Raw genomic sequence first — 21,021 nt, forward strand, 5'->3', positions numbered from 1 at the left:
GCACTACGATAAGAAAAAAGCACTCTATGAAAAAGGGTGCTTTTTTCTTTATGAACTTTTTTAAATTATTTTTCTCTGCCAAGTCCTTGTAATCGACGTAATGATACGAATAAAAGTGCGAGTAAAATATCGATTTGGATTATATTGAAGTTTCATTAAAGGATGCATAATATAGGAAAATGTAAATTAATCTTAGATTATACATAGAATATTTATTGAGAAATGAAAGATGTAAAATAAAATATTTTCAGAAAAATGTTGAGAAAAAATGAATTTTTGGTAAAGCATTGTAGGCGAAAAAATCTACAAGTTATCTTTTTGAATTTCAAAAAGATGATAAGGAATTATGGATCTATTTTGTATCCTTTATTACAGCCCGTAAAACCCCCAATGAATAAAGTTGCACTTCATTTAAAGTACTTTTTATTGCTTATAGATGTAGTCTTGCATAGAAACATAAAAAAAATGTCTGAAAAATAAAAAAAGATTGACAAGATTATTGAGAAACATTATCATTTCGATGTAAGAACAGTAAATGAAAAATATTATCAATTAATTTCATTTCGATGAAAAGTACACTTGACCAATTAGTTTAGTAAGTGTATTATTTTTTACATTACCAATGATAATGAAAATCGTTATCATTTAATTTGTTTCATTAGATTAATTTTTATATGAAAGGATAGAGGAAATGAACGTAGGGGAATTTGATGGGAAAACCGTTTTCGTAACAGGTGCAGCGCAAGGTATAGGTAGTGTTGTAGCAAAAATGTTTTTAGAAAGAGGAGCTACAGTTATTGCGGTTGATCAAAATGAAGAAGGGCTAAATGTGTTATTAAATCATGATGCATCATATGAAACACGTATGAAGACATTTCATTTAGATGTAAGTGATAGCAATGCTGTTGAAGAGGTAGTAAACCGAATTGAAAATGACATAGCGCCTATAGATATATTAGTAAATGTCGCAGGAGTTTTACGAATGGGAGCGATTCACTCTTTAAGTGATGAAGATTGGCATAAAACATTCTCTGTAAATACTACAGGAGTTTTCTATATATCTCGATCGGTAAGTAAACGTATGATGGTAAGAAAATCAGGGGCAATTGTTACAGTTGGCTCAAATGCAGCAAATACTCCGAGAATGGAAATGGCTGCGTATGCTGCATCAAAAGCTGCAACGACAATGTTCATGAAATGTTTAGGATTAGAGCTTGCATCATACAATATTCGCTGCAACTTAGTTTCTCCTGGTTCTACTGAAACTGAAATGCAAAGGTTACTATGGGCTGATGAAAATGGAGCTAAAAATATAATTGCTGGTTCTCAAAATACATATAGACTCGGTATACCATTACAAAAAATTGCACAACCTTCAGAAATTGCTGAAGCAGTATTGTTTTTAGCTTCTGATAAAGCGAGTCATATTACAATGCACAATTTATGTGTCGATGGCGGTGCTACATTAGGAGTTTAATAAAAAATTCAGGAGGTTTTCATACTATGAATGAACTTACAGCCGTAAAGGAACTGTCAGGAAAATTATTAGAAGATTATAAAACTGAATCTTCATTCTTTTTCGCTTCACCAACTCGAACGATATTAGCAGAAGGAGAGTTTACTACAGTAAAGCATCGTGAAATTGAAAGTTTCCCAGAGCTTGTGCAAGCGACATTAAGTAATGCGAAACAAGCTGGAAATCCAAATCCTATCGTTGTGGGTGCTTTGCCATTTGATCGTAGAAAAGAAGTCCAACTTATCGTACCAGAATATAGCAGAATTTCTGAGCGTTTACAATTAGATACAACAAATCAGCTTGAAATAAATGAGAACGTAACATTTGAAATGAAGTCAGTGCCAGACCCTGAAGTTTATATGAATGGTGTGAAGCAAGGGATTGAAAAAATTCAGGATGGAGATTTAAAGAAAATCGTTCTATCTAGATCGTTAGATGTTAAATCTTCAGAGAAGATTGATAAACAAAAATTACTTCGCGAATTAGCAGAGCATAATAAGCACGGTTATACATTTGCTGTGAATTTACCGAAAGATGAAAACGAGAACAATAAGACATTAATTGGAGCAAGCCCGGAATTGCTTGTTTCACGTAGTGGTATGCAAGTCGTTTCTAATCCATTAGCTGGTTCAAGACCAAGAAGTGACGATCCAGCTGAAGATAAAAGAAGAGCAGAGGAATTACTCTCTTCACCAAAAGATTTACATGAACATGCGGTAGTAGTTGAAGCGGTTGCTGCTGCGCTTCGTCCGTACTGTCATACATTGCATGTGCCAGAAAAACCATCAGTTATTCATAGTGAAGCAATGTGGCATTTGTCTACCGAAGTGAAAGGTGAACTTAAGAATCCAAATACTTCTTCTTTACAATTAGCAATTGCTCTCCATCCTACGCCAGCAGTTTGCGGAACTCCAATGGAAGCAGCAAGAGAGGCTATTCAAAAAATTGAGCCATTTGACCGTGAATTCTTTACAGGAATGTTAGGGTGGAGCGATTTAAATGGAGATGGCGAATGGATTGTTACAATTCGTTGTGCGGAAGTGCAAGAGAATACACTTCGTTTATATGCAGGAGCTGGAGTTGTTGCTGAGTCAAAACCAGAAGATGAGCTAGCAGAAACATCAGCTAAGTTCCAAACAATGCTGAAGGCTTTAGGGTTAAGAGATAATTCGTTGAATGAAAAATAGGGGGAAGAAAGAATGTTAACAGGTTATACGGAATGGCCAAAAGAATTCGTCGATCGTTACCGAGAAGAAGGGTGTTGGCTTGGTGAAACATTTGGCGGAGTGTTAAGAGAGCGTGCTGAAAAATATGGAGATCAGATTGCAGTTGTAAGCGGTAATACACATATAACGTATAGTGAACTTGATAAAAAGGTAGATCGCTTAGCTTCAGGTTTACTGAATGTAGGAATAAAGAAAGAAGACCGAGTTGTAATCCAGTTACCTAATATTATAGAGTTTTTCGAAATATGTTTTGCACTATTTCGAATTGGAGCGCTTCCTGTTTTTGCGCTACCTTCACATCGAAGCAGTGAAATTAGTTATTTTTGTGAGTTTGGCGAGGCGAGCGCTTACGTTATTTCAGATAAGGCTCTCGGTTTTGATTATCGAAAACTAGCAAGAGAAGTGAAAGAGAAAGTGCCAACTTTACAACATGTAATTGTAGTGGGAGAAGAAGAAGAGTTTGTGAACATAAATGATCTGTATATGGATCCCGTATCATTACCAGAAGTTCAGCCAAGTGATGTTGCGTTTCTTCAATTATCAGGAGGGACAACAGGACTTTCTAAATTAATTCCTAGAACACATGATGACTATATTTATAGTTTACGTGTTAGTGCTGAAATTTGTAATTTAAATGCAGAAAGTGTCTATATGGCAGTTCTTCCAGTAGCACACAATTACCCAATGAGTTCTCCAGGAACATTTGGAACTTTCTATGCGGGTGGAAAGGTAGTGTTGGCAACTGGAGGGAGTCCAGACGAGGCATTTGCTCTTATAGAAAAAGAAAAAGTGACGATTACAGCGCTCGTTCCACCATTAGCAATGATTTGGCTTGATGCTGCATCTTCCCGTAATAACGATTTATCGAGCTTGCAAGTGATTCAAGTAGGTGGTGCGAAATTTAGTGCCGAAGTTGCGAAGCGTATTCGCCCTACATTTGGATGTACGTTACAGCAAGTGTTTGGTATGGCAGAAGGGCTAGTAAATTACACAAGATTAAATGATCCGGAAGAAATCATTATTCATACACAAGGTAGACCGATGTCTACATCCGATGAAGTAAGGGTTGTTGATGAAAATGATAACGATGTAAAACCGGGTGAAGTAGGTAGTTTATTAACACGAGGTCCATATACAATTCGTGGTTATTATAAAGCGGAAGAGCATAATGCACGATCATTTACAAAGGATGGATTTTATCGTACAGGTGATCTTGTAAAAGTAAATGAACAAGGTTACATCGTTGTAGAAGGAAGAGATAAAGATCAAATTAATCGTGGTGGTGAGAAAGTTGCTGCGGAAGAGGTTGAAAATCATCTATTAGCACATGATGCAATACATGATGTAGCAATTGTATCTATGCCTGACGATTATTTAGGTGAACGCACCTGTGCTTTTGTTATAGCTCGCGGACAAGTTCCAACTGTAAGTGAATTAAAAATGTTCTTAAGAGAACGTGGTATAGCGGCTTATAAAATTCCAGATCGAATTGAATTTATTGAATCATTCCCGCAAACAGGAGTCGGAAAAGTCAGCAAAAAAGAACTACGTAAAGTCATTGCTGAAAAACTTATTACAGTAAAACAATAATAAAAACCGGAAGGAAGTGATTAGATGGCTATCCCATCTATTTCAGTATATAAAATGCCAATTGAATCAGAACTACCAAAAAATAAAGTGAATTGGACACCAGACCCGAAACGTGCAGTACTTTTAATTCATGACATGCAAGAATATTTTCTTGATGCATATAGCGATAAAGAATCACCAATAGTAGAACTCATTTCAAATATTAAAATGATAAGAGAAAAATGTAAGGAACTTGGTATACCAGTTGTTTATACAGCGCAACCTGGTGGGCAAACGTTAGAACAAAGAGGTTTATTACAAGACTTTTGGGGTGACGGTATTCCTGCTGGACCAGATAAAAAGAAAATTGTTGATGAACTTACTCCTGATGAAGATGATATATTCCTAACAAAATGGAGATATAGTGCATTTAAAAAGACAAATCTATTAGAAATTTTAAATGAACAAGGAAGAGATCAACTCATTATTTGCGGTATTTATGCGCATATTGGATGCCTTTTAACAGCTTGTGAAGCATTTATGGATGGTATAGAGCCGTTCTTTGTAGCAGATGCAGTTGCTGATTTTTCACTAGAGCATCATAAACAAGCATTGGAGTATGCATCTAATAGATGCGCAGTAACGACATCAACAAACCTACTGTTAAAAGTTTTACAAAGTGTAAAAGGTGATGAGAGTGAAGGAACCACTATACAGGAAGTACATGAACTAGTTGCACAACTACTTCGTGAGCCAGTAGAGAGTATTGATATTGATGAGGACTTATTAAATAGAGGGCTTGATTCGGTCAGAATTATGAGTTTAGTAGAGAAGTGGCGTCGTGAAGGGAAAGAAATCACGTTTGCAGATTTAGCAGAACGTCCAACTGTTGCAGGTTGGTACAGCTTACTATCTTCAAAAACAGCAAAGGTGCTGTAACAAATAGACTACATAATAAAGGGGTAGTAAAGAATGCCTAACAGTCAAAAGATTCGTCATTCGTTATCATCTGCGCAGTCTGGTATGTGGTTTGCGCAACAATTAGATCCGCTTAATCCGATATATAATACTGGGGAATATGTAGAAATAAACGGGAATATTCATCAAGACATTTTTGAATTAGCTGTACGTAAAGTCGTAATGGAAGCAGAAGCACTTCATGTTCGCTTCGAAGAGGATGAAATTGGCCCATGGCAAGTTATTGAAGAATCACAGTTTCATATGCATTTTATTGACGTTCGTAAAGAAGAACATCCTGAAGAAGCTGCTAAAGTATGGATGAAAAATGATTTATCTATGCCAGTCGATTTGAAAAAAGATACTTTATTTACTGAAGCACTTATTCAAGTTGAAAATAATCGTTTCTTTTGGTATCAGCGCATCCATCACATTGTGATGGATGGCTATGGATTTTCACTTCTTAGCCAAAAGGTAGCGAATGAGTATACATCACTTATAGAAGAAACAAACAAGAATGAAAAGCCATTTGGTTCTCTTGCAAAAGTTGTGCAAGAAGATATTGAGTATCGTGAGTCTAAACAATTTCAGGAAGATCGTACTTTTTGGTTAGAAAAATTTGCGGATGAACCAGAAGTTGTAAGTTTGGCAGAACGAGCACCGAGAACATCAAATGGATTTTCACGAGAAACAGCTTATTTATCTAGTTCTAGCACGAAAACTTTACTAGAAGAAATCAATATTTCGTTAACAAGTTGGCCGGAATTCATTGTCGCTGTAACAAGTATTTATATGCATAAATTAACAGGTGAAAATGATATTGTTTTAGGTTTACCGATGATGGGACGTCTAGGTTCTGTATCTATTCATACACCTAGTATGGTAATGAATTTAGTTCCGCTTCGTATTACAGTAACTCCAAATATAACTCTTGCGGAATTATTGCAACAAGTTTCTAAAGAAATCCGAGATGTACGTCGCCATCATAAATACCGTCATGAGGAATTAAGAAGAGACTTAAAGTTACTAGGTGAAAATCAAAGGTTGTTTGGACCGTTAGTGAATGTTATGCCATTTGATTACGGGCTTAATTTTGCTGGGAAGCGTGGTATTACGCATAACTTATCAGCAGGACCTGTCGATGATTTATCGATAAATGTATATAAACGTTTTGATCAAAAGGAGTTAATGATTCATTTTGATGCGAATCCCGAAGTATATAATGGCGCGGAGCTAGCATTGCATAAAGAAAGATTTATGAATCTATTTGAATTAGTAATAAATAATTATGAGAAAAACGAGTCTATTGGAAAAATAAACATTACTCTGCCTGAAGAAAAGCATAAAGTTTTATTGGAATGGAATGAAACGAAGGAAGATGATGAGTTAATCAGTCTACCTATATCATTTGAAAAACAAGTGCAAAAAAATCCAAATAAACTAGCGATTACTTGTGACGGTGTAAACCTTACGTATAAAGAGCTAAATGAACGAGCGAATGAACTAGCACATTATTTAGTAGAAGAAGGCATACGACCAAACCAGTTTGTAGCTTTAGTATTTCCTAGATCAATAGAAATGGTGGTTAGTATGCTAGCGGTCTTAAAAGCTGGTGCAGCATATTTACCAATAGATCCAGAATACCCAGCAGAAAGAGTTAATTATATAGTAAATGATGCAAACCCAGTTTGTATCATAACACATTCATCTGTTTCATCTAAGTTAGTTATAGAAAATGATATGAAAAAAGTTGTATTAGATGAAGAAGAAACGAAACTAGCGTTACATACATATTCTCGTATGAATATAGCATGTAAGAATGATGTATCACGTTTAAACCCAGCCTATACAATATATACTTCAGGCTCAACAGGAAACCCAAAAGGTGTAATTGTTCCTATGAGAGGTTTAAGTAACTTTTTAATGGCTATGCAACAAAAGTTTTCATTAAATGAAAATGATCATTTATTAGCAGTTACAACGTTTGCGTTTGATATTTCTGCTCTAGAAATTTATTTACCTCTTATTAGTGGTGCAAGTTTAACAATTGCGCAAAAAGAAGACATACAAGAGTCATCAGCATTAACGACACTTTTACAAGAAGAAAGAGTGACAATTATGCAGGCTACACCGACGCTTTGGCAGGCGTTAGTAACTGATTATCCAGAGAAGCTACAAGGGCTAAATATACTTGTTGGTGGTGAAGCTCTTCCAGCGCATTTAGCAAATAAATTAAAAGAATTAGGTTGCTCAATAACTAATTTATATGGACCAACTGAAACGACGATTTGGTCTACTTTCATGAACATTGATGAAGGTGAAAAGGGTATACCTCCTATTGGAAAGCCAATTTCCAATACAGAAGTGTATGTATTGGATGCAGGGTTACAACCAGTTCCACCTGGAGTTATTGGGGAATTATATATTGCAGGGGAGGGACTTGCAAGCGGATATTTAGGAAAACCTGAGTTAACAGCTGAACGGTTTGTTGCAAATCCTTATGGAGAATCAGGGAAGCGCATGTACCGTACAGGAGATCTTGTGAAATGGCGTAGTGATGGTGCGTTAGAGTACATTAGTCGCGCAGATCATCAAATTAAAATTCGTGGATTCCGAATTGAATTAGCTGAAATTGAAACGGTATTACAACGACATGAAAATATTCAACAAGCGGTAGTAATGGTACGAGAAGATCGTCCAATTGATAAACGCATCATTGCGTATATCGTTGCAGAAGAAAAGGAACTGATTAATCTTTCAGAAATTCGTTCTTATGTTTCAGAAAGTTTAGCGAATTATATGATACCATCGGCATTTGTTGTGCTAGAAGAATTACCATTAACGCCAAATGGTAAGGTTGACAGAAAGAAATTACCTGCTCCTGATTTTAATGGAATGAACAATGAGAGAGTTGCTAGAAATCCGAAAGAAGAAATATTATGTGATTTATTTGCAGAAGTACTTGGTGTTTCTCGAATTAGCATTGATGATAATTTCTTTGAAATGGGTGGACATTCACTTCTCGCATCTCGTTTAATGGCAAGAATTCGTGAAACGTTAAGTGTGGAATTAGGAATCGGGAAACTATTTGAATCACCAACTGTTGCCGAACTGGCGAAACAATTAAACTATGCAAAAAATGCAAGACCAGCTATTCAGAAAGCAAGTAGGCCAAATGAAGTTCCACTTTCATTTGCACAGCGCAGGTTATGGTTCTTAAATTGTTTAGAAGGTCCAAGTCCTACTTATAATATTCCGCTAGTCATTCGTATGAATGGAATATTGAATCGGGAAGCATTACAAGGTGCTTTTTACGATGTAGTTGAGAAACATGAAACACTTAGAACAATTTTCCCTAACGTATTAGGTAGTTCCTATCAGAAAATTTTAGATATGGAAAACTTAAATCTAGAAATGGTTATAACTAATACATGTAAAGATGAATTAGAAAGTGTACTTTCACAGGCGGTAAGATATAGCTTTAACCTCGATTTTGAGCCGGCAGTTCGTTTGCAACTTTTTACAGTGAGTGAAAACGAACATGTATTATTAATTCTATTACATCATATTGTAGGTGATGGCTGGTCATTACAGCCGCTAACGAGAGATTTTACAGCGGCGTATAAAGCACGATGTCAAGGTGACAGAGTTCAGCTGGAGACACTACCAGTTCAATACGCAGATTATGCACTTTGGCAACAGCAATTGCTAGGTGATGAAACGACACCAGAGAGTCTTATTTCAACACAATTAGATTTTTGGAAAGAAGAACTTAAAGGTTTACCAGACCAAATGGAGTTACCTACAGATTTCCAGCGTCCAATTGAGACGAGTTACCGCGGGGAAACAATTCATTTTCATATAGATGAAGGTATGCATAGTAGGTTAGTAGAGCTTGCACGTAAAAATGGAGTTAGTTTGTTTATGGTATTGCAAGCAGGGCTTAGTGCACTATTTACAAGATTAGGTGCAGGCACTGATATACCAATTGGAAGTCCGATTGCTGGAAGAAATGATGATGTACTTTCAGATATTGTTGGTTTATTTGTAAATACATTAGTGTTACGTACAAATACGTCAGGAGATCCAAGTTTTAAAGAATTATTAAATAGAGTGAAGCAGGTAAATCTTGCAGCTTATGAAAATCAAGATGTTCCATTTGAAAGGCTTGTTGAAGTGTTAAATCCAGTACGTACTCGAAACAGCCACCCGTTGTTTCAAGTTATGTTAGCTTTTCAAAATACACCAGAAGCAACGTTTAATGCACCAGATTTAGAAGCGAGCCTTGAAATTCAAAGCGTTGGTTCTGCAAAATTTGATTTAACATTTGAAATTAGTGAGAGTAATGAGGTTGATGGTACTCCGAACGGTTTACATGGATTACTAGAGTTTAGTACCGATTTATATAAACGTGAAACGGTTCAAAAACTAATAGAACGATTCATTTTGTTATTAGATGATGCAGCTACAAATCCGGATCAATCAATTGGCAGATTAGAAATATTAACTGTTGCAGAGAAAAATACAGTATTAGAAAAGTGGAATGGTGGTTTTCAAATTGCACCAGAAATGACATTGCCACAATTATTTGAAAAGCAGGCTCATGTAAATCCAAATTCTATTGCTGTTGTCTTTGAAGATGAAAAGCTAACGTATGAAGAGTTAAATAGAAAAGCGAATAAAATAGCTCGTTCGTTAATAGCAAAAGGAATCGGGCCGGATCAACTCGTTGCTTTAGCGATGCCGAGATCTTTAAATATGGTTGTAAGCTTACTTGCTGTTCTTAAAGCAGGTGCCGGATACCTTCCGTTAGATCCGGATTATCCGTCAGATCGTATTTCATTTATGCTACACGATGCGAAACCATCATGTGTATTAACAAATGCAAGTGTAGAAATTGAATGTGATGAGGCACTAAAGATTTTAGTTGATGATGTGAACGTAATAGAAGAAATTGAAAAATATAGTGAGGACAATATTGATGAAATGGAGCGCCTGAAGCCGTTATCTCCTTCACATATTGCTTACGTTATTTATACGTCAGGCTCAACAGGTAGACCGAAAGGAGTTATGATACCTCATCAAAATGTAGTAAGACTTTTAGGAGCAACCGATCATTGGTTCCAATTTGACGCAGACGATGTGTGGACGATGTTCCATTCATACGCTTTTGATTTCTCGGTTTGGGAAATTTGGGGACCTTTATTATATGGAGGGCGTTTAGTTGTAGTACCACATACTGTAAGTCGCTCGCCGAAAGAATTTTTACAGCTGCTTGTTAAGGAAAAGGTTACTGTTTTAAACCAAACTCCATCAGCGTTCTATCAATTGATGCAAGCAGATCGTGAAAATGAAGAGGTTGGTCAAAAACTATCTTTACGATATGTTGTTTTTGGTGGAGAAGCACTTGAACTAAGTCGATTAGAAGATTGGTATAGTCGTCATCCTCATAACGCACCGAAACTTATTAATATGTACGGTATAACGGAGACGACGGTACATGTTAGTTATATTGAGTTAGATGAGAGTATCGTTTCTTTACGAGCAAATAGTTTAATCGGGTGCAGTATACCAGATCTTAAAGTATACGTATTAGATACCTATTTACAACCAGTGCCACCAGGAGTAGTTGGGGAAATGTATGTTGCAGGTGCTGGACTAGCTCGTGGATATTTAGGAAGAGCAGCATTAACGGCTGAACGTTTTATCGCAGATCCATTTGGTAAACCTGGTACAAGAATGTATCGCACAGGAGACTTAGCGCGCTGGCGTCAAGATGGGACGTTAGATTATATAGGACGTGCAGATCATCAAATTAAAATTCGTGGATTCCGAATTGAATTAGGGGAAATAGAAGCGGTCATAATGAAACACGATAAAGTTGAACAAGTAGCCGTTATTGTCCGGGAGGATCAACCTGGGGATAAACGATTAGTTGCTTATATCGTCGCATCAAATAATGAAACGATTGATACGAATGAAATGCGTCAGCATGCTGGAGGTAGTTTGCCAGATTATATGGTTCCATACGCTTTTGTAGTAGTAAACGAGTTACCTTTAACTCCAAACGGTAAATTAGATAGAAAGGCATTGCCAGCTCCAGAGTTTATTGCATCATCATCTAGCCGCGGACCGAGAACACCGCAAGAAGAAATGTTATGTGACTTGTTTACAGAAGTTTTAAGTGTGTCTCAAATTGGAATTGAAGATGGATTCTTTGATCTTGGTGGTCATTCACTTCTTGCAGTGCAGCTTATGAGTCGCATGAAAGAGGCACTTGGCGTTGAACTGAATATTGGAACTTTATTTGCAGCACCTACTGTTGCGGGGCTTGCTGAAAGGCTTGAAATGGGGAATGGTCAAAGTGCACTTGATGTGTTGCTTCCATTACGAGCAAGCGGGGATCAATTACCACTATTTTGTGTACATCCAGCAGGTGGATTAAGTTGGTGCTATGCAGGACTTATGAAATCTTTAGGAACAGATTATCCAATCTATGGTGTACAAGCACGTGGTATCGCTGAAAATGAAGAACTTCCAAAAAGTTTAGAGGAGATGGCGGCGGATTACTTGAAACATGTTCGTGAAGTACAGCCTCACGGACCGTATCGTTTACTCGGTTGGTCACTTGGAGGTAATGTTGTTCATGCAATGGCGGCGCAACTACAAAATGAAGGGGAAGAAGTAGAATTACTCGTTATGCTTGATTCTTATCCTGGTCACTTCTTACCGAATACGGAAGCGCCTACTGAAGAGGAAGCGTTAATCGCATTACTTGCTTTAGGGGGATATGATCCAGATAACATGGATGGTAAACCACTGACTATGGAAAGTGCGATTGCAATACTTCGCAAAGATGGAAGTGCATTAGCGAGTCTTGAAGAAGAGACTATTTTAAACTTGAAAGAAACATATGTAAATTCGGTAGGGTTGTTAGGGAAGTACGTACCGAAAGTTTATAACGGGGATATTTTATTCTTTAGGTCTACTGTTATACCAGACTGGTTTGATCCCATTTCTCCAAATACATGGCTAAATTATTTAGATGGAGATATCGTGCAACATGATATTGATTGTAGACATAAAGATTTATGTCAGCCAGGGCCGCTTACAGAAATTGGGCAAGTACTTGCGAAATATTTACAGAATAAGAAAGGGGTAAATAGAGTATGACGAATCCATTTGAAAATGATAATTACACATATAAAGTATTAATGAATGAGGAGGGCCAGTATTCTCTCTGGCCTGCCTTTCTCGATGTACCAATTGGATGGAATGTCGTACATGAAGAAGCTAGCAGACAAGTTTGCTTAGAATACGTTGAAGTAAACTGGAATGATTTAGAGCCAAAAAAAAATCAAATTAGCGAAAAAATATTAGTAGGAAAACAATAATGAAAGTAAAAATAAATCCAAAAGTAGTTATAAGCATCGTGTATATAACAGCGATGTTTATGGCTGCGATGGATGCAACAATTGTGAATGTAGCATTGCAAACGATAAGCAAAGAACTGCAAGTACCCCCATCTGCAATGGGGACAGTAAATGTTGGGTATTTAGTTAGTTTAGCTGTTTTCCTTCCGATTTCTGGTTGGTTAGGAGATCGATTTGGTACGAAAAGAGTATTTTTAACTGCTCTTTTCGTATTTACAATTGCCTCTGCTTTATGCGGAATGGCTAACGATATTACTTTATTGAATATTTTCCGTATCATTCAAGGTGCTGGTGGAGGGCTTTTAACACCGGTCGGAATGGCGATGTTATTTCGAACATTTTCACCAGAGGAAAGACCGAAGATTTCTCGGTTCATTGTACTCCCAATTGCTGTAGCACCAGCAATTGGTCCTATCATCGGTGGTTTCTTTGTAGATCAAATGTCTTGGCGTTGGGCATTTTATATTAATCTACCGTTTGGAATCGTTGCATTGCTATTTGGACTTCTATTTTTAGCAGAGCATATTGAAAAATCAGCTGGTCGTTTTGATTCTCTCGGTTTTGTTCTTTCAGCACCAGGTTTTGCGATGCTCATCTATGCACTCAGTCAAGGGGCGTCAAAAGGATGGATTTCTCCAGAAATAATAAGTACTGGGATAGCTGGGATTGTATTCATTTCACTGTTTATAATAGTAGAATTGAAAGTAAAGCAACCGATGTTAGATTTACGCTTATTAAAAGAACCCGTTTTTAGAAAAATGAGTCTCATATCCTTGTTTTCATCTGCTGGTTTACTTGGAATGCTATTTGTTTTTCCGCTTATGTATCAAAATGTAATCGGAGTTTCTGCGCTGGAATCAGGTCTTACGACATTCCCAGAGGCGATTGGATTAATGATTTCTTCGCAAATTGTACCATGGACGTATAAGAAATTAGGTGCTCGAAAGGTAATCTCTATTGGACTAATAAGTACCGCGGTTATATTTGTATTATTAAGTTTTGTAAATCATGATACGAATCCATGGCAAATACGGGCATTATTGTTTGGCATAGGTATTTTCTTAGGGCAGTCTGTCGGTGCAGTTCAATTTTCTGCTTTTAACAATATCACACCACATTCTATGGGGAGAGCAACTACTATATTCAATGTGCAAAACCGATTAGGATCTGCAATAGGAGTTGCTGTTTTAGCTAGTATACTGTCTGGTTTTGGAAGTAATAACGTACAGAATAACGCACAATCAGATTTCTTGCCATATCAAGCGGCATTAATTGGATCAGCACTATTTTTACTTATAGCATTACTATTTTCTTTACGTATTTCTGATAAAGAGGTAATGTCAAAGAAGAAAGAAAAAATGTTATCAGTATCACAAAAAGAGAAAGAACTCGTCAATGAATAGCAATATATGTATGCTACTTTAATTGAAATTGATATTAGTAGTAAAAAGGAGATTTTACATGATAGAAAGTAAAGTTGTAGATTCTATACCAACTTTGAATGAGAATGATTGTCAAATATGGTGGGCAAGAATTTCAGATTTACAATCATGGCATTACAATTTACTAAATGATGTAGAGCAAGAGAAAGCAAATTCATATCATCATTCGGCAGATCGTGCACGTTTTATAATAGGTTGCGTAATTAGTAGGTTAGTTCTTGGAAAGATACTTTCTATGTCGCCAGTTCAAGTGCCGATTGATCGATTGTGCCCAGTATGTAAGTTACAACATGGTAGGCCGCAATTACCAGAAGGTATGCCACAATTATCAGTTTCACATTCGGGTGAGTGGGTTGTCGTTGCATTTACAAAATCTGCATCTGTCGGTGTTGATGTTGAACAAATGAATCCAAATGTAGATGTGATGAAAATGGCAGAGGGCGTATTAACAGATATTGAAATAGCACAAGTTATGAAATTACCTAATGAACAGCGATTAGAAGGATTTTTAACGTATTGGACTCGAAAAGAAGCTGTGCTGAAAGCGACAGGTGAAGGACTATTGATTCCACCAGTTGAAATTACTGTATCAGCTCCAAATGATCCTCCTAAATTGTTGGTTTTTAGGGATAGACAAGAGTTAGCAGAAAATACAAGGATGGAAGATGTAAGGCCTAGTTTAGATTATATGGCTTCCATTGCAATATTTAGTAAAGAAGTAACTGAAATTACGCAGTTAGACGCGGTAGCGCTATTAAATTATAAATAAGTTTAATAAAATATTTTATAGAAGAGGTGTTCCACATGTTAGTGGCGGAAAGTAGAACAAATGAATTCACTTATAATGTACAAGCAATTAAAAATATTTTATTTTCTGGAGATACATCATCTATTCTTGCTTTAGAAAAGCTTTTGAATGATACAGTTCAATTTGATGTTCTAGAACAAGAGGTAATAGATAGGCAGTACATTCCGAAAGAAGCAAAAAATTTCTTTGATAACAACGGAACATTTCTTTATCGTGTATCTAATGTTAGTTATAAAGGTAAGCTGTTATCTGAAAATCTAATTTTTGCGGATACTTCTTTTTTACCGGATACAATAAAAAGTGAATTAGAAAGTGGAACTATTCCTGTTGAAAACCTGATAGAAAAAATGGAAGTAAGAAGAAACGTATTATATAAAGGATATCAGCCATCTGGAAATATTATCGAATTGTTTGATGGATGTTCAGTTGCGGCGAATGTGTATCCAACTAGAAAATATCAAATTGTAAGTAACTGCAAATGTGTATTTTATATTTGTGAAGTGTATCATGCAGAAAATATAAAGGAATTGCTTAAATAAGAAATAAACAAGAAACCAGCCTATAAAATGGCTGGTTTCTTGTTTATTTAACAGCTTCTTTTAATTCTTTACCTGCTTTAAATGCTGGAACTTTACCAGCCGCAATTTGAATTTCTTCCCCAGTTTGTGGGTTACGCCCTGTACGAGCAGATCTTTCACGCACTTCAAACGTTCCAAAACCGATTAATTGAACTTTATCGCCAGATTGTAATGCGTTAGCAATTGTGTCAAATACGGATTGTACAGCTGCAGAAGCATCCTTTTGAGAAATATCAGCTGTTTGTGCCACATTTTTAATTAATTCTGTTTTATTCATGTTTTCACCTCATAAAAATTTTTTTAGAATGAATGTTTTAGTATAATGGATAGTAAAGATAAAGCTAGTTTTATGGTTGGAAAGAATACTATATAGTTATGTTAATTTCGTTGCAAGAGACTGAATCCCTGCTAATAATTGGGGATTAATTAAGAATTGATGCATACAAAAAGCAATAGTATGAGGATGAGGGGGAATATACGTATGATTTTTCGTGAAAAGAGTGAGAAAGAGAGTATATTAATTCGTCAACATGATCATGGTTTTTTGGCTGGAGAGATTGCTAGGCATATAAAAGAATGTTTTTTTGAAGATACAACATACTTAAAAGAGACAATTGATGCAATATATGAACATGATAGAGGATGGATAGAACTTGATAAAGTACCAATTTTGAATGATGCTAAAAATATTCCGTATACATTTATGGATTGTCCAAGCCCATTACGTTTTGTTTTTTATACGATTGGTTTGAATGAAATTGAAGATTCTAATCCATACGGGGCATTACTGTGTAGTAAACACTTTTTATCATTCCCATTAAATGAGGAAGATGAAGAGATGCTTTCTTTTTATAAACATGAATTAGAACGACAAAAAAGAATTTTGAAAACGTTAACACAGGAACAGTTTGCGATGTTCGATAAACATTATAGATTATTAAAGTTTTGTGATGAACTTTCTTTATACGTATGTATGAATAAGCCTGGTGTCAAAAAGAAAGATGAAGTTGATTTATTTAAAGATGGTTTTGAAGGAACAGAAATGTTTAATAGTAAAGAGGAGAAACTTATTCAAGCTGAATGGGTGGACGAGGAAACAATTCGGATTACACCATTTCCATTTCAAACGGAATTTTATACGTATGTAAAATATAAAACGATAAATAAACATGAAATTGAAGAAAAAGGGATTGTAAAAGCTGATAGAGAATCGGAAATGAAGGAGCAAAACGTTCGTTTTATACAATAAGGAGGTAATATAAATTGAAAGATTATATATTAAAACAGTGTGATTACCATGCTTGGGCTAATACTAGATTATTCAATCGATTAAAAGAGTTACCAAATTATGAGACAATTTTGAATGAGCAGATACAGAGTGTATTCCCATCCATTAAGGATACTTTTGCGCATATTTATATTACAGATCAAGTGTGGTTACACATATTACATGGCAGAAGTATGAGTGAAGCAATACAAGATCGTGAAAAGTTAAAAAAACAAATCGATACAAAATCGCTAAATGAATTAGAAGAAATGTTTTTAAATATAGCTAATCAGTATAAAGAATTTCTAAGTACACAACAAGATGTACATGCTGAATTTGTTATTAAGAATCCATATGCAGGGACACTACATACTTCAATTTTAGAATTAGTGCAACACGTCGTAAATCATGGTACATATCATAGAGGAAATATAACAGCAATGATCCGTCAACTTGGTCATTCATCGACAATGATGGATTTTGTACTGTATTTACATATGATTCAGAAAAAGGGGGAGTAATATAGTTTGTAAGAAGGAGAGACTTTAATTGTAAAAGTCTCTCCTTCTATTTTATCCTGCATGAACTGCCTATAAAGTACCGATTAGTGTGGGAAAATAATCATTTGGGATGTACAAAGCCTCCAATAATTAAAGTTTCACTGTATTTCTTACGAAGCTTTATTTTCTTGTAATTGCTTAGCGTATTGTACAGCCTTATATGCATTGACTCTACCGTTTTTCCAGTACGTACCTGTACCACTAATTTTATCAGAAGTTGACTCAATAATTTGGCGGATTTGTGTATTGCTATATCCTTGATTTGCTAAAAGAGCAGCGACTCCTGCAACATGAGGTGTTGCCATAGATGTACCACTTAATGATTGATACGTGCTCCCTTTATATGTTGAATATATATTTGAACCTGGTGCTGCAACATCTACCCAGCTACCATAAGTAGAAAATGAAGATTTTCTATCTGATTGATCTGTAGAAGCAACTGCAATTACTTCGCTGTAATAAGCAGGGTAATTAGCTTTTGTATTTCCAGCATTTCCAGCAGCTGCAACTATAACAGAGCCTTTATTCCATGCATATTGAACTGCTTGTTGTAATGCAGTACCACCATTTGGAGCTCCTAAACTTAAACTAATTACTTTTGCACCCGAATCAGCAGCTTCTCGAATACCTTGCGCTACAGCATCAAGAGTCCCGCTTCCTTGATTATCTAATACGCGAACAGCGTAAATGGAAGTCTGCGGGGCAACACCAGCAATTCCGACACTATTATTCGTAAGTGCTCCAGTAATTCCAGCGCAATGTGTACCATGACCATTACCATCATCAGATGTATTGTCGTTATCAACATAATCATGTCCGTAAATTACTTTAGAAGCTAAATCAGGGTGTGAGCCTTGAACTCCTGTATCAATGATAGCTACTTTTACACCAGGATCACTTCGTTGGCTATCCCAAGCTTGTGGAGCTTGGATCTTTTGTAATCCATATTGATTTTTAAAATATGGATCGTTTGGATTCCAAAAGGCGTGAACGTAATAATTCGGCTCTGCATATTCCACATCTGGATTATTTTTATAACTCTTTATTTTTTCTTTTACAGTACCTTTTGAAAATTGAACGACTTCAAAACCTAACTTATCATCTTTAGATAAGACATTAGCTCCGACAGATTTATGAAAAGATTGCACATTATTTAAAGATGCATTTTGCTTGAATTTAACGATTAATTGGTTAGGAACGTAATCAGTAGATGATGTTTCAGCACTTGAAGTATTCGTGTTAAAGAAGAAACCACCAATAATAAATGATAAAACAGATAGGAAAACAATGAATTTGTTTTTCAAAAGATTTTTCCTCCCTTTTCTTGGATGAGTTTTTCAGCGACACTTTAATGTCGCATTCCTTTTCAACTATATAGTTAGACCATACGATTTATGACATTTATGTGAAAAACTTTTATTGGAATAAAAAGGGGGGAAGATTGATATAAATTTATTTTAAATGATATTGGTTGAGTAAGAGAACGAAAAAAGGAATGCTCATTATGCATGAGTCATTCCTTTTTTCATAGATTAATTGTGATTTCCAAATGAAGTTATACCATTTATAAATAGTTGTTACGTTTTATCCATCTTGATAAAAGAAATCTAAGTGGTTAAGAGGGAGTGACTCTATTTCTTGTCTATTAGAAACTTTGTTTCACATATCTTGTTGTGTTATTTGTTTCTGTATTTAATAATTGTAAGGTCTTACCATCGAAATTCTGTACAATATAAGGTATGTCTTTCTTAGAAACAGTGACTTCTTTACCGTTGTCCATTCGCTTCGTTATATGTAATTCAAAAGTCATAGAGTTTTTATCGTAAGACCATGTTCCTTCCGTTACATTGTCCTTGTTTGGGTAAGTTCCTGCTGCATATAACTCAAAAGTATTTCCACCTTTTATGATAAATGTTACTAGGAAACCACTAGAAGTTTCAAGTCCCCAGTCAGCAATTAACTCAGTTCCGTCTGTTACTTTACTCTTAACGTTTGCTTCGTTAACACCTGAATTAGTGTCTATTCCTGTTTTCTCACTTGCAGATATTCCGCCGCCGTTCGCCTTCGTTACTTCGTTTTTCATGTTGTTATATACTTCAATCCAGTATTTGTCGCCTTCTTTAACTAACTTTTCAGCGTTTTCAATTACTTCTTTGTCAGTTTTACCACCAGTATTTTTCTCTGTGTTTTGTGAGAAAATACGTTCTACTCCCTCAAAGGCTTTTCTGTACTTAGCGGTTGCTTTCTCAATATCCTTTTGAGCATCTATATACTTGTTCGGTGGGTCGATTTCTTCAAACTTATCAATTGCTTTAAAGATGTTTTCGACACTAACTAATACGTCTTTTCGTGTCTTATTGCCTTTGCTAGCTTCCCCAACTATATTATTGTACTCTTTGAATAGTCTATCAAACTCATTTCCTAAATCAATTAAATACATAGGATAGTCGTCTGCTAATACTCTTACTTTCTTCACATCAGAAGTTGACTGCTTTGAAGTACTAGAGTCAGCTTCTTTAGAAGTCTTAACTTCAGAATCCGTCTTAGCGGTTTTAGACTCTTCTGTCTTAGCAGGTTTAGACTCTTCTATTTTCATGCAACCGTTCATTAACAACATAACTGGTATGGTTAATCCTAGTAGTTTCTTTGCTTTCATGATTAAATGCCCCTTATCCTTAGTTAATAAATTAGCCGTATCTATTTACCTTGATTTCAGCCTTACTGTGTTTTTCTAGAAATACTATCTGTTGCTTCCTCAAAAAGCTTTGAACCATCTTTAGCTTTCGTTAATGACTGATTCATCTTACTTTCGTTTTGTTCTTCTATTGCATCAAAAAGCAGTGCAAATGCTTCATTATAAAGTTCCATTGATTGTTTTATATTTTCTTGTTCTACTTTTAACTCAGGCGGTGCTTGGAGGTTTCTTAACTTTGTTACATATGCTTTTGCTCCACCTATACTTAGTTGTACTTCACTTTTCTTTTGACTATATGACTTAACATCTGAACTTGCTACCTTTTCTATTAATTTCAAAACATCATCAACTTTAGTAGCATTTTCTACTATTTCTGACTTGTATTTCTCAACTTCTGAACCACTTAACTTTGCAGTTGATGAACTAGAGGAAGTAGATGAGTTTGAATTGTTAGAAGAAGAACTTGGTTTACTACTTGATGAGTTACTGTTTGCATCTTTACCATTCGCTGCAGATAAGCTATCATCTTTTTTACTATCGGTTGACTTACTCTCTTTCTCCATCTTTTGCGTTTCTTCTTTCTTTGGTTCCGCTTTCTTACTATCAGTTTCAATTGTAATACAACCACTTAATAACATAACTGGTAATGCTAAACTTACTAATTTCTTTGCTTTCATGATTCTTAATACCCCTTTATTTGTAAAATTTAGTGCAAACAAGTTAACATACTTAACTAAGAAGTTTTCTCCGAATAACATCTTAGAATCGTCTATCTATAGATTACCTTTATATTACATAATCTTCAATAGTTTTCCTTTTATAATTTTCTGGTTATTAAGTTGTGATTTATATATAATCAACTGGACTTTAAAGTTTTTTTGATAATACTGCTTAAAAAAAGAGGGGATTCTTACCGAGATATTTATGTTGAGGTTCATTATATTTTAGTATTACTTCACTATAATTTATG

At 35.5% G+C, this 21,021-nt stretch carries 15 protein-coding genes; 11 read left to right on the plus strand and 4 right to left on the minus strand.

Annotated features, from left to right (window positions below; translation table 11 throughout):
* The first annotated feature begins 691 nt into the window (after nt 1-691).
* Genes dhbA through DPQ31_RS11310 form a run of 9 tightly spaced genes read left to right on the plus strand, consistent with a single transcriptional unit; the run spans nt 692 to nt 15,490 of the window.
* Nucleotides 692-1,477, plus strand: coding sequence for a 2,3-dihydro-2,3-dihydroxybenzoate dehydrogenase (gene dhbA / locus DPQ31_RS11270; protein WP_098144984.1), 786 nt, complete (start codon nt 692-694; stop codon nt 1,475-1,477).
* Between the two features lie 26 nt (nt 1,478-1,503).
* Nucleotides 1,504-2,703: an isochorismate synthase DhbC gene (gene dhbC, locus DPQ31_RS11275; protein WP_208731898.1), complete on the plus strand. Its 1,200-nt coding sequence runs from the start codon at nt 1,504-1,506 to the stop codon at nt 2,701-2,703.
* A 12-nt stretch (nt 2,704-2,715) separates the two neighbouring features.
* Nucleotides 2,716-4,332: a (2,3-dihydroxybenzoyl)adenylate synthase gene (locus tag DPQ31_RS11280; RefSeq protein WP_208731899.1), complete on the plus strand. Its 1,617-nt coding sequence runs from the start codon at nt 2,716-2,718 to the stop codon at nt 4,330-4,332.
* A gap of 24 nt (nt 4,333-4,356) precedes the next feature.
* A complete protein-coding gene (locus tag DPQ31_RS11285) occupies nt 4,357-5,250 on the plus strand; it encodes an isochorismatase (RefSeq protein WP_199632332.1) in 894 nt (297 codons plus the stop codon).
* 33 nt (nt 5,251-5,283) lie between these two features.
* The gene (locus DPQ31_RS11290; protein WP_208731900.1) at nt 5,284-12,441 is read left to right on the plus strand and encodes an amino acid adenylation domain-containing protein; all 7,158 of its coding nucleotides are present in this window, start codon (nt 5,284-5,286) and stop codon (nt 12,439-12,441) included.
* Nucleotides 12,438-12,662, plus strand: a complete 225-nt coding sequence (locus DPQ31_RS11295) for an MbtH family protein (protein ID WP_000184075.1) — start codon at nt 12,438-12,440, stop codon at nt 12,660-12,662. The genes DPQ31_RS11290 and DPQ31_RS11295 overlap by 4 nt, the downstream gene beginning before the upstream one ends.
* Nucleotides 12,662-14,104 carry an MDR family MFS transporter gene (locus DPQ31_RS11300; protein WP_208731901.1) on the plus strand — a complete coding sequence of 481 codons (1,443 nt, stop codon included), beginning with the start codon at nt 12,662-12,664 and terminating at the stop codon, nt 14,102-14,104. The genes DPQ31_RS11295 and DPQ31_RS11300 overlap by 1 nt, the downstream gene beginning before the upstream one ends.
* A gap of 58 nt (nt 14,105-14,162) precedes the next feature.
* Nucleotides 14,163-14,912: a 4'-phosphopantetheinyl transferase Sfp gene (sfp, locus tag DPQ31_RS11305; protein ID WP_000573008.1), complete on the plus strand. Its 750-nt coding sequence runs from the start codon at nt 14,163-14,165 to the stop codon at nt 14,910-14,912.
* 35 nt (nt 14,913-14,947) lie between these two features.
* Nucleotides 14,948-15,490 carry a cold-shock protein gene (locus tag DPQ31_RS11310; RefSeq protein WP_208731902.1) on the plus strand — a complete coding sequence of 181 codons (543 nt, stop codon included), beginning with the start codon at nt 14,948-14,950 and terminating at the stop codon, nt 15,488-15,490.
* 43 nt (nt 15,491-15,533) lie between these two features.
* On the opposite strand, the gene DPQ31_RS11315 is transcribed toward DPQ31_RS11310, so the two are convergent.
* Nucleotides 15,534-15,806 (minus strand): HU family DNA-binding protein, encoded by a 273-nt coding sequence (locus DPQ31_RS11315; RefSeq protein WP_001043908.1) that lies wholly within the window; start codon nt 15,804-15,806, stop codon nt 15,534-15,536.
* Between the two features lie 204 nt (nt 15,807-16,010).
* Between DPQ31_RS11315 and DPQ31_RS11320 the strand changes: the two genes are divergently transcribed.
* Both DPQ31_RS11320 and DPQ31_RS11325 read left to right on the plus strand, forming a co-directional pair.
* Nucleotides 16,011-16,778, plus strand: coding sequence for a DUF3891 family protein (locus DPQ31_RS11320; RefSeq protein ID WP_199632335.1), 768 nt, complete (start codon nt 16,011-16,013; stop codon nt 16,776-16,778).
* Nucleotides 16,779-16,792: 14 nt separating this feature from the next.
* The gene (locus DPQ31_RS11325; protein ID WP_199632336.1) at nt 16,793-17,317 is read left to right on the plus strand and encodes a DinB family protein; all 525 of its coding nucleotides are present in this window, start codon (nt 16,793-16,795) and stop codon (nt 17,315-17,317) included.
* Between the two features lie 149 nt (nt 17,318-17,466).
* On the opposite strand, the gene DPQ31_RS11330 is transcribed toward DPQ31_RS11325, so the two are convergent.
* The 3 genes from DPQ31_RS11330 to DPQ31_RS11340 form a co-directional block, all read right to left on the minus strand.
* Nucleotides 17,467-18,660 carry a S8 family peptidase gene (locus DPQ31_RS11330; RefSeq protein ID WP_000790784.1) on the minus strand — a complete coding sequence of 398 codons (1,194 nt, stop codon included), beginning with the start codon at nt 18,658-18,660 and terminating at the stop codon, nt 17,467-17,469.
* 341 nt (nt 18,661-19,001) lie between these two features.
* On the minus strand, nt 19,002-20,012 hold the full coding sequence (locus DPQ31_RS11335; protein WP_208731903.1) for a DUF3994 domain-containing protein: 1,011 nt from the start codon (nt 20,010-20,012) through the stop codon (nt 19,002-19,004).
* A 62-nt stretch (nt 20,013-20,074) separates the two neighbouring features.
* A complete protein-coding gene (locus DPQ31_RS11340) occupies nt 20,075-20,728 on the minus strand; it encodes a DUF7018 domain-containing (lipo)protein (RefSeq protein WP_392388334.1) in 654 nt (217 codons plus the stop codon).
* Nucleotides 20,729-21,021: the final 293 nt, after the last annotated feature.

The sequence above is a fragment of the Bacillus sp. COPE52 genome (genome assembly GCF_003355115.1).
Lineage (GTDB): Bacteria > Bacillota > Bacilli > Bacillales > Bacillaceae_G > Bacillus_A > Bacillus_A toyonensis.